Source organism: Actinoplanes sp. 13 (assembly GCF_056134165.1).
Genome location: NZ_JBVYOQ010000003.1, coordinates 461,772 through 478,028, shown reverse-complemented (window position 1 = coordinate 478,028; position 16,257 = coordinate 461,772). Strand labels below are relative to the sequence as shown.

Sequence of the window (16,257 nt, the reverse complement as noted above, 5' to 3'; positions counted from 1 at the left end):
GCCATGTCCATCAACGCCATGCCCATCCATACCGTGCTCACCGACGAGGAACGTCTCGCCGAGCTCGATCTCGACACGCTCAAGCAACTCGTGGGTCTGGTCGAGTACGACTCGGGCAGCGACCCGTTCCCGGTGACCGGCTGGGACGCGGTCGTGTGGGCCGTCGGCAACGCCACGCAGACCGCGCACTTCTTCCAGTCCGCGTTCGGGATGGAGCTGGTGGCGTACTCCGGACCGGAGACCGGCAACCGCGACCACATGTCGTACGTGCTCAAGAGCGGCGCCGTGCGGTTCGTGATCCAGGGCGGCGTGCAGCCGGACAGCCCGATCATCGCCCACCACGCCCGGCACGGTGACGGCATCACCGACATCGCCCTCGAGGTACCGGACGTCGACAAGTGCGTCGAGCACGCCCGCGCCCAGGGCGCCACCGTCCTGGTCGAGCCGCACGACGTCTCCGACGAGCACGGCACCGTGCGCACGGCCGCCATCGCCGCGTACGGCGACACCCGGCACACGCTCGTCAACCGCACCCACTACACCGGCCCCTACCTGCCCGGTTACGTGGCCCGCACCTCGACGTTCCGCAAGCGTGACGGCGCCCCGAAGCGGGTGTTCCAGGCGCTCGACCACATCGTCGGCAACGTCGAACTCGGCAACATGGACCAGTGGGTCGACTTCTACAACCGGGTCATGGGCTTCACCAACATGGCCGAGTTCATCGGCGACGACATCGCCACGGACTACTCCGCGCTCATGTCGAAGGTGGTGGCCTCCGGCAACCACCGGGTGAAGTTCCCGCTCAACGAGCCGGCCCTGGGCAAGAAGAAGTCGCAGATCGACGAGTACCTCGAGTTCTACCGCGGGCCGGGCGCCCAGCACCTGGCGCTGGCCACCAACGACATCCTGCGCACCGTCGACGTGCTCCGCGCCGAGGGCATCGAGTTCCTCGACACCCCGGCCTCGTACTACGAGGACCCGCAGCTGCGGGCCCGGATCGGCGAGGTGCGGGTGCCGATCGAGGAGCTGCAGAAGCGCGGCATCCTGGTGGACCGCGACGAGGACGGCTATCTGCTGCAGATCTTCACCAAGCCGATCGGGGACCGGCCTACGGTGTTCTTCGAGTTCATCGAGCGGCACGGCTCGCTGGGCTTCGGCAAGGGCAACTTCAAGGCGCTGTTCGAGGCGATCGAGCGCGAGCAGGAGCGGCGCGGCAACTTCTGACCGGTTCCCTCCGCCGGCCGGCCCGGCCGGCGGATCAGTCGCGGGAAAGGACGACCAGATGGCGCACTATCAGCGGGCCGGCGACGTCCCGGCCAAACGGCACACCCAGCACCGCGACGCAGGCGGTCGCCTCTATTACGAGGAGCTGATGGGCGAGGAGGGCTTCTCCTCGGACTCCTCGCTGCTCTACCACCGGCACGTCCCGTCGGCTGTGGTCGGCGCCCGGATCTGGCAGCTGCCCGACCAGTCGGTCGTCGCCAACCACCCGCTGCTGCCCCGGCACCTGAAGCTGCACACGCTGTTCGAGGGGCAGGAGTGGAAGTCCGCCGACGCGGTCCGCGACCGCCGGCTCGTGCTCGGCAACGGCGACGTGCGGATCAACTACGTGGTGGCGGGCACCGCGTCGCCGCTGTACCGCAACGCCACCGGCGACGAATGCGCGTACATCGAGGCCGGCTCCGGTACCGTGGAGACCGTCTTCGGCGACCTGGACGTGGCCACCGGCGACTACGTGATCATCCCGCGGGCGACCACGCACCGCTGGGTCCCGGGCGGCGACGAGCCGCTGCGGCTCTACGTCATCGAGGCGAACAGCCACATCGCCCCGCCGAAGCGCTACCTCTCACGGTACGGGCAGTTCCTGGAGCACGCGCCGTACTGCGAGCGTGACCTGCGCCTGCCCGGTGCGCCCCGGATCGTCGACGGCGAGGACGTCGAGGTCTACATCAAGCACCGCGGTGACGGCCCGGCCGGGCTGGCCGGCTCGGTGCACGTCACCCCGCACCACCCGTTCGACGTGGTGGGCTGGGACGGCTGCCTGTACCCGTACGCGTTCAACATCGCCGACTTCGAGCCGATCACCGGCCGGATCCACCAGCCGCCGCCGGTGCACCAGGTCTTCGAGGGCGCGAACTTCGTGATCTGCAACTTCGTGCCGCGCAAGGTCGACTACCACCCGCTCGCGGTGCCGGTGCCGTACTACCACTCGAACGTCGACAGCGACGAGGTCATGTTCTACGTCGGCGGCGACTACGAGGCCCGCAAGGGCTCCGGCATCAACGTCGGCTCGGTGTCGCTGCACCCCGGCGGATATCCGCACGGCCCGCAGCCGGCCGCGATCGAGGCCAGCCTGGGCGCCGAGCGCTTCGAGGAACTGGCCGTCATGGTCGACACCTTCCGGCCGCTGGGGCTCGGCGAGGGCGGACAGGCGAGCGACGACGGGGTGTACGCCTGGACCTGGGCGGGCCGGGGACCGGTTTCGTGACCGCGCCGTTCGGCCCCGTGCTGTTCCGGGGCCTCTTCGACGACGCGGCGATCTTCCCGCCCGGCAACGTGCCGATGCCCGAGGCGGTCGCCGCGTACCAGGCCCGGCAGTCGCCGCTGGTCGGCTCGTTCGTCTGCGCCCTGCCGCGGTGGGCCGAGCTGACGGCGGCGCTGACCGCCCCGCCGGCCGGTGGCCCCGCGCCGGCCGCCCCGCCGGCGAACGGCCCGGCGCTGCCCGTCTCGCTGACCGTTCCCGGCGGCGCCGAGCAGATCCCCGAGGCGCTCGCCCGGGCGGCCGCGGAACCCCGCGCCGAGCTGGTCGCGCTGGAGGTCCCGGCCACCGCCGACGCCCTGGACAAGGTCGACCGGCAGATCGTGCCCACCTACGTCGAGCTGCCCTGGGCCAACATCACCGCGCGGCACGTCGCCACGCTCACCGACGCCGGGCTCCGCCTGAAGATCCGCACCGGCGGCGTCACCGCGGGCGCGTTCCCCGGCGAGCACCAGCTCGCCCAGGCACTGCACACGGCCGTGCAGGGTGGCGTCGCGTTCAAGCTCACCGCCGGGCTGCACGACCCGGTCCGGCACCGCGACCCGGCCACCGGCTTCGAGCACCACGGTTTCCTCAACGTCATCCTGGCCACCGCCCGCGCCTTCGACGGCGCCGGCGTGCCCGTCGTCGCGGCCGCCCTGGCCGACCAGGACGCCGGCCGGGTCGCGACCGCGGTCGGTGGCATCGACACCGAGCTGGCGGCCCGGATCCGCCGCCATTTCGTCAGCTTCGGCACCTGCAGCATCACCGAGCCGGTCGACGGCCTGCTGCGCCACGGACTACTCCCGGAGGAACCGCGTTGACCACTGTCACGCCCGCCACCTGGCTCGACCTTCCGGCGGACCACCCGTTCGGCGTCGCGAACCTGCCGTACGGGGTGTTCAGCACGGCCGCCGAACCGGACCCACGGGTCGGGGTGGCGGTCGGCGAGATGGTCCTCGACCTTGCTCCGGTCGTACGCCTGCTGGCTCCGGAGCTCAGCCCGGCAGTCGCCGGACCGGCCCTCGACGCGCTGCTGGCCGCCGGGCCGCGGGCCTGGGCGGAGGTGCGTGCCCGGCTCACCACCTGGCTGACCGATTCTGCTCACCGCGACCAGATCTCCGCGCACCTGCGGCCACGCCGTGACGCCATCATGCACCTGCCGTTCACGGTCGCCGACTACGTTGACTTCTACGCCTCCGAGCAGCACGCCTCCAACATCGGCCGCATGTTCCGGCCCGGCCAGGAGCCGCTCACCCCGAACTGGAAGCACCTTCCGATCGGCTATCACGGCCGGGCCGGCACGGTGGTGGTGTCCGGGACCGACGTGGTGCGGCCCAGCGGGCAGCGGCGCGGCGCGGACGGCGAGATCACCTTCGGGCCGTCGCAGCGGCTCGACATCGAGGCCGAACTGGGGTTCGTCGTCGGCGCCGGGTCGCAGCTGGGCCGGCCGGTCAGCCTGACCGATTTCGAGCAGCACGTCTTCGGCGTGTGCCTGGTCAACGACTGGTCCGCACGCGACATCCAGGCCTGGGAGTACGTGCCACTCGGCCCGTTCCTCGGCAAGTCGTTCGCCACGTCGGTGTCGCCTTGGGTGGTGCCACTGGCCGCGCTGGACCAGGCCCGGGTGGCCCCGCCGGCGCGCACCCACCAGCTGCTGCCCTATCTGGACGACGCCGCGACCCCGCCGTGGGGCCTCGACGTGCACCTCGAGGTGCGGCTGAACGGGCATCCGGTGTCGCGGCCGGAGTTCGCCGACATGTACTGGACCGGCGCCCAGATGCTCGCCCACCTCACCGCCAACGGTGCGTCGCTGCGAACCGGCGACCTCTACGCGTCCGGAACGATCAGTGGGGCGAGGGCCGACCAGCGCGGCTCGCTGATCGAGCTGTCCTGGGGCGGGCAGGAGCCGCTGCGGCTGCCGGACGGGTCGAGCCGGAGTTTCCTGCTCGACGACGACGAAGTGGTGATCACGGCGACCGCCCTCGGCGCGGACGGTGCGGTGATCGGGTTCGGCGAGGTGCGCGGCCGGATCCGGGGGGTCTGAGGCCCTCTCAGCGGTCGCCCGTGCGCATCAGCACCCACACGATCTTTCCGTCGCCGATCCTGGTGACGCCCCAGTGCGTCCCGGCCGCGGCGATGATACGCAGCCCGCGCCCGGAGCCGGGCGTCATGATGGCGCTCCGGGCGGGGGTCTGCGGCTTGATCCGCGGCAACTCCGGGCTGCCGTCCTGCACGGCGATCCGCAGAAACCGCCCGGTATAGCCGGTGAGCAGGTCGAACTCGGTGCCGGCATGGACGATCGCGTTGGCCGCCAACTCCGAGGCCACCAGCCGCGCGGTGTCCCGCAGCCGCGCGAGCCCCCAGGCTGCACAGGTCTCGTCGATCACGTCGCGGGCCGCGGCGGCGCTCGCCGGGACCGGTGGGAGGGCGTGCCGCACCCAGCGCGGCACGTGGGCGCGGACCGCCACCAGTGCCTGCGCGGGATGCTCGTAGAGGGCCACGAACGTGCGGAAGGCCGCCAGCGCTTGACGGACGTGCGCGTCCGCCCCGCACAACAGCACCGGCACACCCCAGGTTTTCTGCGCCTGATAGGTGATCGCCGGGAAGATGCTCAGCCGGGCGCTGTCGGCGCTGCGCATCGCGGACAGGTCCACCAGAACCGCCGTGGGGCACTCCGCCGCGGCCTTACCGACGGCGTTGCGGGCGGTGACGTGGGTGCCGAAACCGAGATCACCGATGAGCGCGACCGAGATGACGCCGGTCTCCGGATCGCGGTCGGTCGTTGTTCTCAGCATCTCTGCCTCGTCGGGATGTCGTCGGCGGACCGTGCTGACTTGCCGGCATACCTCGACCACCCAACGCCCCCTCGGCGGTAGATCGCAACCCGCCGTCGTCACCTGTCGTGGGGCCTGAGCAAAGTCCACGCCTCCGGGCGATGTCATGGGGCAACACCGAGAACAGGCACCCGCCGCAGTCACCGGGTCACCCGTGCGGGCGGACGCCCTCGAGGGCCAGATCGACCAGGCGGGTGGCCTCGGTGGCCGCGTCGGCGGTGCCCTCGGTGGCCAGCGAGACAGCGTTCACCAGTGTGAGCAGGTCGACGATGGACACCTCGGGGCGGACCTCGCCGGCCTGCTGGGCCGTGCGCAGCAGGGCTCCGCCCGCGTCGACCAGCATCGCCTCACAGGTGCTGTCCGCGTCCGGGCCAAGCTCGCGCCCCTCCGACGTGCGCGGCCCGCCGCGCTCGCGCCCGGATGCCCGCGGCCCGCCGGCTTCGCGTCCGCCGCCGAGCAGCGACCGGGCCAGGCCCCGCGTCGTCGCGCCGTAGACGGTGACCGCACGCAGCCAGCCGGCCAGCGCGGCCCCCGGCTCCGCGTCGCCGGCCAGCTCCCGCGCGCGTTCGCAGAGCGCCACGACCCGGTCGTGGAACACCGCCTCGAGCAGCGCCTGCCGGGTGGGGAAGTGGCGGTGCAGGGTCGCCGAGCCCACGGCGGCGCGGCGCGCGATCTCCTCGAGCGACGCGTCCGCCCCGTGCCGCGCGATCTCCGCCTCGGCCGCGGCCACGATCTGGTCGTAGTTGCGGCGCGCGTCCGCTCGCCTCGGCCGTTGCACGTGGCCACCTCCAGAAATGGTGGGACACCCCACTTTCCTTGAAAAGCGGAGTGGCCCCCCATATCGTACGGCAGGAAAGCGGGGTGCCACCCCGCTTAATCGTCCGAGGAGAAACCATGAGCACTGTGCTGGTGACCGGCGCGAGCACCGGGTTCGGCCGCCTGACCGCGGAGGCGCTGGCCCGGCGCGGCCACCGGGTCTTCGCCGGGCTGCGGGACGTCGGCGGCCGCAACGAGAAGGCCGCCGCCGAGGTGACGGCGCTCGCCGCCGCCGAGGGGATCGACCTGCGGGTGGTCGAGCTCGACGTGACCGACCAGTCGTCCGCCGGCCGGGCGGTCGAGGCGGTGCTGACCGCCGCCGGCCGCCTCGACGCCGTGGTGAACAACGCCGGAATGATCTTCCCCGGACCGGTCGAGGCGTTCACCGCCGAGGAGGCGCACCGCCAGTTCGACGTCAACGTGCTCGGCGCGCTGCGGGTGAACCGGGCAGCGTTGCCGCACCTGCGCCGGCAGCGGGAGGGCGTGCTCCTCCAGGTCGGTTCGATCTCCAGCCGGGTGACGATCCCGTACTCGGGTCTCTACGCGGCCAGCAAGGCCGCCCTCGGCAGCCTGACCGAGGCCTGGCACCACGAGCTGGCGCCGTTCGGCGTCGAGTCGGTGATCGTGGACGCGGCGCCCTATCCCACGAACATCGGCGCCAACGCCGTCATGCCGGCCGACACGTCGCGGCTGGGCGCGTACGGCGACGGTTTCGGCCGTTTCGTCGCGGAGCTCACCGCGGCCCAGACGCAGGCGCCGCCGGCCGGGCAGGCGCCGGCCGACCCGCGAGTGGTCGCCGACGCGATCGTCGAGCTGATCGAGACGCCGGCCGGGCACCGGCCGCTCCGGACGGTCGTCGCGCCGCCACCGCAGCACGACGCGGTGCGGGCCCTCAACGCCACCGCGCTCGAAGCCGCCCGGACGGTGGCGGCCGACATGGGCGTGTCGTCCTTCCTCACGCTCCCGGCGTCCCCGGCACGATGAACGACCGGCGCCGCCCCTCGTCAGGGCGGCGCCGGACACCCCGTCACGGGATCAGCAGCACCCGGCCGAACGCGGCCCGGCTCTCGATGTACCGGTGCGCCTCGGCCGCCTCCGCCAGCGGGAACTCCCGATCGATGACGACGGTCAGCTCCCCGGCGGCCACCCGCCCGATCAGCTTCTCGACCAGCGCCCGGGTGCGGGCCGGGTCGAACTGCATCTCGGCGCCGAAGTAGACGCCCGTGAGCGACGCGCTCTTGCCCATCAGCGGCCCGATCTGCGGCGGATGCGCGTCTCGCCCCGCCTGGCCCACCCAGCTGACCCGCCCGCGATAGGCCAGCGCCGCGATGCTGCCTTCCAGCGTGCGGCCACCGACCGGGTCGACGACCAGATCGACGCCACGGCCGCCGGTGATCTCCTTGACCCGTTCGACGACGTTCGCGTCCTTGTAGTTGATCGCGTGGTCCAGCCCGTGGTCGGCCAGCCGGGCGAGCTTCTCGTCGCTGGACGCGGTCCCGAGCACGGTCGCGCCGGCGGCCTTGGCGAGCTGCACCGCCGCCAGCCCCACCCCGCCGCCCGCGGCCTGCACCAGCACGGTCTCCCCGGCCCGCAGCCGGCCGAACGCGAACAGGCAGTCGTCCGCGGTGCCGAACTCGATCGGGATCCCGGCCGCGTGCCGCGGGTCCAGCCCGTCCGGCAACACGTAGACGTTTCCCGCCGGCACCGCGACCAGCTCGGCGTGCGACCCGGCGAACATGGACGCCACCGCCCGCTGCCCCTCGCGCACCGACGTCACGCCGGCACCGACCGCCGCCACCGTGCCGGCCGCCTGATAACCGACGATGTGCGGTGTCGACGGCTGCGGCGTGCCCTGCCGATGCAGCAGGTCCCCGCCCTGCACCCCGACCGCCTCGACCCGCAGCAGCACCTCCCCGGCCTTCGGCGCGGGATCCGGCACGTCCTCGTACCGCAGGACTTCGGGACCACCGTTCTCGTAGAACACCGCCGCTTTCATCCACGCTCCCTACCGGCCGGTAAAAGATCGACGTTACCCGCACGGCCACGGCCCAAGACCTTCTTCAAGACCCTCGTGCGGTACGCCCCACGCGTCCCGCCCCGGCGAAGGTGACGGCTGCCCGCCTGGCCGGGCCCGGCGGTCGACCACCGGGCTGAGCTGCCCACTTCTGCTGTAACCCCACCCACACCGGCCCGGATCGACGTGCCCGCTCGGCCGCACCGCCACGGCCGCGCGCACCGCGTCGAAGTGCCCGCTCCGGCCCCGCCGCCGCTCCTTGCGCGGCCGCTTTGCTTCGCCGCGTCGCCCACCGAGTGCCACCATGGATGGATGAGGGTGGCCGCCGCGGTGTTGTGCACCGCCCTCATGGCGAGCAGTTGCTCCTCGCCGCCCGCCCCACCCCGGCCGGTGGGTGTCACCGCCACCCTGCACGCCGAGCTGTCCTGCGCGACCCGGTGCACGCACTGGTTCGAGTACTGGCCGGACGGCGCCCAGACGACCACCACTACGCCGCTGCGCACGACGACCGCCTCCGGTCAGGTCACCGAGACGATCGGCGGGCTGGCGGCGGACACCGTCTATCGCAGCCGGTTCTGCACCTACGGCGACGTCGCGCTGCCCGGCGTGTGCACCGGGCAGCCGGGTGAGCCGGTGACCACACCGGGGGACCGGCCGGCGGCCGGCAACCCGAGTGCCACCCGCAACTTCCGGACCGCCGGCGACGGGACCGCGGCCACCACCGATCTCGGGCGCCCGTTGTCGGACGCGGACACGGCGGCCCGGCCGATCTCCCGGGACGCCGGGCTCAGCGCGGCCTGGTCACCGGCGATGAGCCTGTGGCTGTTCGGCGACACGTCGCAGCGCAACGGCCCGGCGTTCCTTCCGGGAACAACGGCGGCGCTCGGGTCGTACCACCGCGGCTCCTCGCCGATCGCCTTGCGCGAGGTGCCGACGCCGCCCGCGCCGCACGCGGCCGCGCACACCGAGCCGCAGCCCACTGTCCCGCCGGCTGCCGGCGCGCAGCCCGTCCCTGCGTCGCCCGCCGAGCCGCAGCCGTTTCTGCCGGCGCCGACCGGTCTGCGGGCCGGGCCGTGGCAGAGCTGCGACGGCGCCGAACCCTATCCGGCGTCCTGGCCGACCGGCGTCGCGCGCGTTCCCGGCCGGGATCGACTTCTGATCTCGTACGCGCAGACCTGCGTGCTGTCCTCGACCGACCTGCGGACGCAGCGGTTGACGCTCGTCGTCTACGACCCGGTGGCCAACCGGTTCGAGCACACTGTCACACCGTTCGCCGCGGAGCCTCTCGAAGCCGGGCTGCCGGTCGCGATGCGGCTCGGGTCACCGGTGTTCGGCGGTGACGGGCACCTGTACCTGTACGCGCATGACGCCGCCGACGGGCGCATCCTGGTGGCCCGGGTCGGCGCGGACCCGTCGGCGTGGGGTGATCCGGCGAACTACCGCTGGTGGGACGGCTCGTGGACACCCGATCCGGGGCGGGCGACGCCGATCGTGGCCGTGCCGTTCGCCGGGTCGCTGCACGTGGCCGACCACAGCGGGCTCGGCGCGCACCGGCTCGCGATGGTCGTGCAGACCGGGTTCGGTGACGGCCGGTTCCAGATCTTCGAGGCGGACGCACCGGCCGGCCCGTGGCGTGCGGGGCCGGCCGGGAAGGTGCCGGATGCGTGTTCGGCGGAGGGCTACGGGTGTTACGCGCTCGCCGGGCACGCCGAACTCAGCACCGCGGACCGGTTCGTCTTCTCCTGGTACAGCCCGAACGACCTGTTCGGTTTCGGTCATCTGCGGCTCGGCTCGGTGCCCTGGTGAAGATCCTCAGTAATAGCGCCGGCGTCGCCGGCGGCGCGGGTCCTGGCCGAGCCTGCGGGTGACGAGGACCGCAGCGCCGATCCCGGCGATCACCACCGCGCCGACCAGCGGAAGGTTCACGCCGGTGGTCGGGCTGCCCGCGCCGGCCGAGGAGAGGACCGGATCGGTGTCATCGGCGGCGGCCTTCGCGTTCGTGTTCGTGGCCGCGGCGGGCGGCGGCGCGGTGGGCAGCGCCTCGAAGTCGACGATGCCGCTGCTCTCCAGCAGGGTGAGGTGCGTCATCACGAACTGGTTGGCGCGCTGGGCGAGCTTGCGGATGGTGTCGTTGCGGGTGCTCGTCCGGATCGTGGCGATGGCCGGGAAGATCTTGCCGTGCGCGGCCCGCAGCCGGTCGATGTAGACCTGGTCGAACTTGCCGCCCTTGGCGTCCCGCATCTCGTCGAGCCAGCCCTGCTGGTCCTCGTTCGGCTCGTTCGGCAGCTTGATCTTCAGTTTGGTGGCCGCCTCGCGCACCATCTTGTCGAGCACCTTGTGCTGCTCGGCGATGTCCTTGCCGATCTTGCGGATGCGGGCGTCCTCGGACTTGTCCTGTGCCATGTCACCGGCCGGGATCTCCCACAACCCGGCCAGGCGCACCTTGACGGCGAAGTCCTTGTCCGCCTCGGAGACGGCGCCCTCGCCGGTGTCGGTGATCAGCTGGTTCGGCGGCAGCGGCACGCCGGGTTCGGCCCGGGCCGCGCGCGGCTCGATCAACACCAGCACCATCGCCGCGAAGGCGAAGCCGGTCATCCGGCGCCAGTTCCACACCCGATCGACGGCGCTCACGCGTCCACCCCTCTCAGCAGCTGTTGTGCAGAAGAACGGATGGACGGCGAGATCGGATCAATACGTGTTCGATTTCGGTCAGACCATCGTCCGGTCACATGACGGCCTGCTTCCCTGCGGCGGCCGTCACCCGGTCTCGGCCGGCGCGCTTGGCCTCGTAGAGCGCCTCGTCCGCCCGGCCGACGAGTTGCTCCGGGATCTCCTGGCCGTCCCAGAGCGCGACCCCGGCGGAGAACGTCTGGCCGTGGGGGGTGGCGGCGCGCATCCGGTCCAGGACCGGCAGCGCGGCCTCCAGTGACTGGCCGACCAGCAGCACGCCGAACTCCTCGCCGCCGTAGCGAGCCAGCAGATCGCCGGTGCGCAACTGATCACGCCACGCCGCCGCGGCCTCCTTGAGCAGCCGGTCGCCGGCCGGGTGCCCATGGGTGTCGTTGAACCGCTTGAAATGGTCGAGGTCGAGCAGCGCCACCGCGACCGGCTCGCCGCTGCGGACCGCCTTGGCCATCTCCCGGCTCAGCTCCAGGTCCCACGCGCGCCGGTTCGGCACCCCGGTGAGCCCGTCGTTGTGGGCCAGCGCGCGCAGCTGGGCGGCCTGGTCCTGGACCCGGGAGATCAGTCCGGCCATCCGGCAGAGCACCAACAGGAACAGCAGCACCGAGCTGAGCGCGATGGCGGCCCAGTCGATGGTGGCCGGGCCGGTGAAGCCCTGCACGGTGAGCACCACCGGGGCGAGCAGGGACGCGATCGCGAGCAGGGCGAGCCGGCCCCGGGTGAAGCGTTCCGCCCGGTCCGGCGCCACCTCGGACAGCGCCCGCATCGACGGGTGCAGGGCCGCGGCTCCCCACAGCAGGTACATGGCGAGCCAGCCCGCGTCGAGGATGCCGTCGGTGTAGACGGTGAACATGTTGACCACCGCGTAGCCGACGTCGCTGATCAGTTGGGCGCCGATCGCGGCGATCAGCAGGCGGTAGCTCGCGGTCCGGGCGCCGGGAGTGGTGATCAGCCGCACCACCATGACCATCAGCAGCAGGTCGCCGGTGGGGTAGGCGAGCGCTACCACCCGCTGGAGCACGCCGAGCGACTCGTCGGCGGCGATCGGCCGCATCAGGAACGACCAGGACAGGAGCGCGAGGCTGGTGGAGACGATCGCCGCGTCCAGCAGCCCGGCCCGGTCCCGCCCGGAGATGCGGCCCTTGATCAGGCGGTAGGCGCCGATCGCGAACAGCGGGTAGGCCAGCAGGTACGGCCCGTCCGCCGGGGCCGGGAAGGTCTCCCAGCCCCAGGCGAAGTACTGCAGCTCGTAGACGACGTCGCCGACCGCCCACAGCGCCAGGGCGGCGGCGAACCAGAGCCACACGCCGGGCCGGCGAGGCCGGTTCCGGCGGATGCCGACGACGATCGCCGTCGCGGCGGCGAAGCCGAACACGTTGTAGACGGCCCAGGTCCAGGGATTGCCGGACGGCAGAGCCAGATAGACGGCGGCGGTCAGACCGCCGCCGAACAGCCACCACTGCCACAGCGGGCGTCGACGCAGATGATCCACGGAGGCAGGCATCGGCGGGTGGCCCGCCGATCTGATGAAGACGCCGATGGGGTGTGTCACATCCGCGCGGCCGGCCGTCGGGGCGCCGGCCGGCCGCGCGGTGGTCAGCCGACCGCGACGAGCCGCCAGAGGTTGTCGGCGGTGCCGTTGTCGGACTCCTGGACGGCGAAGGCGCCCTGCGTGGTGGCGTTGCCGGCCACGCCGAGCAGCTTGCCGCTGTTCACGTTGCGGATCTTGACGGTCCCGTTGCCGGCGTCGATCAGCTGCCAGCGGTGGTCGGCGGTGCCGTTGTCGTCCCACTGCAGGACGCGGGCGTTGTCGGCGGTGGACATCGCGTCCACGCCGAGCACCTTGCCGCTGTTGACGTTGCGGAACCGCACCGCGTCGCCGTCGGCGATCCTGGTCCACCGGTGGTCGGCGGTGCCGGTGTCGCCCCAGATCAGGGCGGCGCCGCCGTTGGCCGTGGACATGTCCTGGATGCCGAGGACCAGCCCCGAGGCGGCGTTGACCAGCTTGTACGTCGCGCCGGCGGCCGAGGTCGACCAGTAGACGGTGTAGTTGAATCCGTGCGCGTCGTAGAACGGGACGAGGTTGACGGTGGCGCCGTTGGCCACGGCGCTGGTCCGGGTGACCGACGACGTGGTGAGGGTCGGCATGGCGCTGAGTGCGGTGTTGCCGTAGTTGCCGGCCAGCACGACCGGGCCGTACGTGATCGCCTGCACGTTCGGGTTGTCGTTGGCGGCCCGCAGCACCACCCGCATGGGCAGGCGCACGGTGACCGTGTCGCCGGCCGCCCAGGTGCGGGTGATCGCGGCGTAGCTGCCGGGGGTGGCGGTGACGTTCTGCGCCTGGCCGTTGACGCTGATCGTGGCGCCGCTGGTCCAGGACGGGATCCGCACCCGGACGGTCCACGAGCCGCTCATCGTGCCGGAGAGCGTCAGCGTGCTGGTGTCGCCGGCCGGGAAGGTGGTGCTCTGGGTGACCGTGATGCCGCGCTGCGACCAGTTCAGCGTCGACGGGACGTACAGGTTGACCGTCAGCGTGGTGCCGTTGTGGAAGTAGATCGAGTCCATCAACCGGGTGTTGACCTCGACACCGGTGCCCTGGCAGCACCAGAAGGTGGTGTAGTCGGTGCTCCAGGTCCCGCCGCCCCACGCCGGCCCGACGCCGCGGCGGCCGCCCGGCCGCAGCGGGGTGAAGTAGGTGACGTGGCCGTGGTTGTCGGCCGGGTTCTGCGCGCCGGCCACGTGGTTGAGCAGCGCCTGCTCGTAGAAGTCGAAGTACGCGGCGCGGTTCGGGTCGATCAGCCACAGCTCCCGGGTGAGCTGGAGCATGTTGACCGTGTTGCAGTGCTCGCAGGTGTCGTTGGTGAGGTAACCGGCGATCGCGTTCGGCGGCCGGAAGTGCTCGGCCTGGCTGTTGCCGCCGATGGCATACGTGTGCGCGCCGACCGTGATGTTCCAGGCGTTGGCGGCGATGTCGCGGTACCGTGTGGTGCCGGTCGCCTTGTACTCGCGGGCCGCGCCGATCCACTTGGGCACCTGGGTGTTGGCGTGCAGCCCGTTGAGCCGGTCCTGGTTCGCGGCGAGGGGGTCGAAGACGGCGGCGTGGTCGAAGCGCCGGGCCACGGTCAGCCAGCGGGCGTCGCCGGTCTGCTGGTACAGGTCGGCGAGCACGGTGTTCATGCCGCCGAACTCGGTGCCGAGCATGGCCTGCATCTGCGCGGTGGACAGCCGTGCGGTGCGGGTGTCCACCCAGCCGGCGAGCCGCAGCAGCACGTCGCGGGCCTGGTTGTTGCCGATCAGGCGCCACACGTCGAGCAGGCCGACGAGGGTCTTGTGGATGCAGTAATAGGGCACGTTGCCGTTGCTGAGGGTGCGGTTCTCGACCGCGGTGATGTCGGCCTCGGGGAAGCCGGAGAGGTATCCGTTCGACGCCTGGCACCTGGCCAGCTCGGCGACCATGTAGTTCGCCTTGTCGCGGCACGTGGTGTCGCCGAGCACCGCCCAGGCCTGCGCCCACGCCGTGAGGAAGTGGCCCTGCACGTGGCTGCGGAACGGGAAGGTGGGCGCGTCCCAGCCACCGTTGGCCGCCGCGCCGCCGGTGGAGACGCCGTGGTTGGCGCGGAACACGTAGAGGAGCCGGTTGACGTCGACGAACCGCAGGTAGTTGAGGGTGCGGTTCTGGTTGTCCAGGAGGCGGCCGGCCGTCAGGCGTACCTGGCCGAGCTCGAACTGGTAGGCGGCGACGCCGAGGTCGGCGCGGACGGGTGGGACGACGGCCGCCGCGGCGGGTGAGCGGTTGAGAAGGGCCGACCCGGCGGCCGACGCGAGGGCGGCGCCGAGCAGGCTGCGACGGGTCACGGGGAGCGGGGACACGGGACCTCCGGTATCAAAGGGGCCGCCTGCCCCGGCGGTGGGCCGGGGCAGGCGGGGGATCATTCGCCCGACGGGGCGGTCAGCGTGACGCCGAGGCGTACCGGCGTGCCGAAGTTCGGGGTTCCGTCGGCGTTCCAGGTGAACTTCTGGGCCCGGGTGGAGCGGTTCATGTCGCAGCCGCCGCCGGCCGAGTCGTTGGCGTGGTAGACGATCCAGTCCTCGGTGCCGTCCGGGCTCTTGAAGAAGCCGTTGTGGCCGGGGGCGAAGACGCTGTTGGCGTCGTTGCGCTGGAAGACCGGGTTCGGGCTCTTGGTCCAGTGGTTGATGTTCAGCGGGTCGGTGCCGGTGAGGGTGAGCAGCCCGAGTTTGTAGTCGGGGCCCCAGCAGGCGGAGGCGGAATAGACGACCATCACCTTGCCGTTGCGGTAGAGCGGCTCGGGGCCTTCGTTGACGGGGTGGGTCTGGCGTTCCCAGGACAGGGTGGGTGAGCTGAGCCGGGCCCGCGAGCCGGTGAGGGTCCACGGGTTGGACAGGCGCTGGATGAAGTTGCTCTGCCCGTTCGTTCCGCCGTTGTAGGTGCCCATCAGGTACAGGTTGCTGCCGACCTTGAGGACGCTGGCGTCGAGAGCCCATTCGCTGCCGAGGGTGGCTTTGAAGGTGTACGGGCCCATCGGGTCGGTGCCGGCCGACTCGAGCACGTGCAGCCGCTGCGTGGGGTTGTAGTCGGACACGTTCTGCCCGGCGGTGTAGTAGAAGTACCAGCGGCCGTTGATCAGGTGGAACTCCGGCGCCCACATGTTGCAGCAGCCGTTCGGCCGCCCGGCCAAGTTGAAGATCACCTGGTCGGCGGCGGTGGCCAGCCCGGCCAGCGTCGCCGAGCGGCGCATCGTGATGGTGGAGTTCCACGTGGTGGTGGCCAGGTAGTAGTAGCCGTTGTGGTGCTGCAGCCACGGGTCCGGGCCGTTACGTTTGATCGGGTTGGTGAAGGTGCGTGCCGCGCTGGTCAGCGGGATCAGCTGCCACTGCTGGTTGGCGCCGTCGATGTCCTGATATTGCGAGACCATCGCGCCGTCGGCGGTGGACCACTCCCAGGTCTCGACGGCCTTGCCGCTGTTGCGGTTGATCAGCCGGACGTGGCCGCCGGCCGAGTCGGCGAGCCGGAACTGCTGGCGCGCGTCGTTGCGGTCGGTGTTCTGCACCAGCTGCACGCCGTCGGCGGTGGTCGGCAGGTCGAGGACCTTGCCGCTGTGCACGGACTGCACCCGGTACCAGCCGGACCCTGCGTCCAGGAACTTCCACTGCTGCCAGGCACCGTCGTTGCGGGTGTACTGATTGATCGCGGCGCCGTCGCCGGTGGCCAGGTTGTAGACGTCGAGCGCCTTGCCGCTGTTGCGGTTGACCAGCACGTACGGCGTACCGGCCTGGACCGTGGCCGCGTCGGCGGCGGTCGTCACGACCACCGTGCCGGTGACTGCCAGGACCATGCCGGCCGCCGCCGTCAGGATACGTTTCCTCATGAT

General features: G+C 71.9%; 13 protein-coding genes. 6 read left to right on the top strand and 7 right to left on the bottom strand.

From position 1 onward, the window contains the following. The first annotated feature begins 3 nt into the window (after positions 1 to 3). From hppD to fahA, 4 genes are read left to right on the top strand one after another with little or no spacing between them, the layout of a single operon-like run. Positions 4 to 1,224 (top strand): 4-hydroxyphenylpyruvate dioxygenase, encoded by a 1,221-nt coding sequence (hppD, locus tag AC0NH5_RS09925; RefSeq protein WP_474402215.1) that lies wholly within the window; start codon positions 4 to 6, stop codon positions 1,222 to 1,224. Between the two features lie 58 nt (positions 1,225 to 1,282). Further along, a complete protein-coding gene (locus tag AC0NH5_RS09920) occupies positions 1,283 to 2,488 on the top strand; it encodes a cupin domain-containing protein (protein ID WP_474402212.1) in 1,206 nt (401 codons plus the stop codon). Beyond that, positions 2,485 to 3,342: a hypothetical protein gene (locus tag AC0NH5_RS09915; RefSeq protein ID WP_474402210.1), complete on the top strand. Its 858-nt coding sequence runs from the start codon at positions 2,485 to 2,487 to the stop codon at positions 3,340 to 3,342. The genes AC0NH5_RS09920 and AC0NH5_RS09915 overlap by 4 nt, the downstream gene beginning before the upstream one ends. Further along, entirely contained in the window at positions 3,339 to 4,565 is a 1,227-nt protein-coding gene (gene fahA / locus AC0NH5_RS09910) for a fumarylacetoacetase (protein ID WP_474402208.1), read from the top strand. Before AC0NH5_RS09915 ends, fahA begins: the two co-directional genes overlap by 4 nt. A 7-nt stretch (positions 4,566 to 4,572) precedes the next feature. On the opposite strand, the gene AC0NH5_RS09905 is transcribed toward fahA, so the two are convergent. Next, positions 4,573 to 5,316 carry an ATP-binding protein gene (locus tag AC0NH5_RS09905; RefSeq protein WP_474402206.1) on the bottom strand — a complete coding sequence of 248 codons (744 nt, stop codon included), beginning with the start codon at positions 5,314 to 5,316 and terminating at the stop codon, positions 4,573 to 4,575. A 187-nt stretch (positions 5,317 to 5,503) separates the two neighbouring features. After that, positions 5,504 to 6,133 (bottom strand): SbtR family transcriptional regulator, encoded by a 630-nt coding sequence (locus AC0NH5_RS09900; protein ID WP_474402204.1) that lies wholly within the window; start codon positions 6,131 to 6,133, stop codon positions 5,504 to 5,506. 116 nt (positions 6,134 to 6,249) lie between these two features. Between AC0NH5_RS09900 and AC0NH5_RS09895 the strand changes: the two genes are divergently transcribed. Then, complete coding sequence (locus AC0NH5_RS09895; RefSeq protein ID WP_474402202.1) at positions 6,250 to 7,155, top strand: SDR family oxidoreductase; 906 nt, start codon at positions 6,250 to 6,252, stop codon at positions 7,153 to 7,155. Positions 7,156 to 7,198: 43 nt separating this feature from the next. Here the strand turns inward: AC0NH5_RS09895 and AC0NH5_RS09890 are convergent, their stop codons facing one another. After that, on the bottom strand, positions 7,199 to 8,167 hold the full coding sequence (locus AC0NH5_RS09890; protein ID WP_474402199.1) for a quinone oxidoreductase family protein: 969 nt from the start codon (positions 8,165 to 8,167) through the stop codon (positions 7,199 to 7,201). A 330-nt stretch (positions 8,168 to 8,497) separates the two neighbouring features. Here AC0NH5_RS09890 and AC0NH5_RS09885 point away from each other — a divergent pair, with 330 nt between their 5' ends. After that, positions 8,498 to 9,991 carry a hypothetical protein gene (locus tag AC0NH5_RS09885; RefSeq protein WP_474402198.1) on the top strand — a complete coding sequence of 498 codons (1,494 nt, stop codon included), beginning with the start codon at positions 8,498 to 8,500 and terminating at the stop codon, positions 9,989 to 9,991. Between the two features lie 6 nt (positions 9,992 to 9,997). Here the strand turns inward: AC0NH5_RS09885 and AC0NH5_RS09880 are convergent, their stop codons facing one another. The 4 genes from AC0NH5_RS09880 to AC0NH5_RS09865 all read right to left on the bottom strand — a co-directional run bounded on the left by AC0NH5_RS09880 (position 9,998) and on the right by AC0NH5_RS09865 (position 16,254). Beyond that, entirely contained in the window at positions 9,998 to 10,816 is an 819-nt protein-coding gene (locus tag AC0NH5_RS09880) for a DUF4142 domain-containing protein (RefSeq protein ID WP_474402197.1), read from the bottom strand. 94 nt (positions 10,817 to 10,910) lie between these two features. After that, positions 10,911 to 12,359, bottom strand: coding sequence for a GGDEF domain-containing protein (locus tag AC0NH5_RS09875; protein WP_474402195.1), 1,449 nt, complete (start codon positions 12,357 to 12,359; stop codon positions 10,911 to 10,913). 104 nt (positions 12,360 to 12,463) lie between these two features. Further along, entirely contained in the window at positions 12,464 to 14,737 is a 2,274-nt protein-coding gene (locus AC0NH5_RS09870; protein WP_474402193.1) for a beta-L-arabinofuranosidase domain-containing protein, read from the bottom strand. A gap of 59 nt (positions 14,738 to 14,796) precedes the next feature. Continuing rightward, positions 14,797 to 16,254 (bottom strand): family 43 glycosylhydrolase, encoded by a 1,458-nt coding sequence (locus AC0NH5_RS09865; RefSeq protein ID WP_474402191.1) that lies wholly within the window; start codon positions 16,252 to 16,254, stop codon positions 14,797 to 14,799. Positions 16,255 to 16,257: the final 3 nt, after the last annotated feature.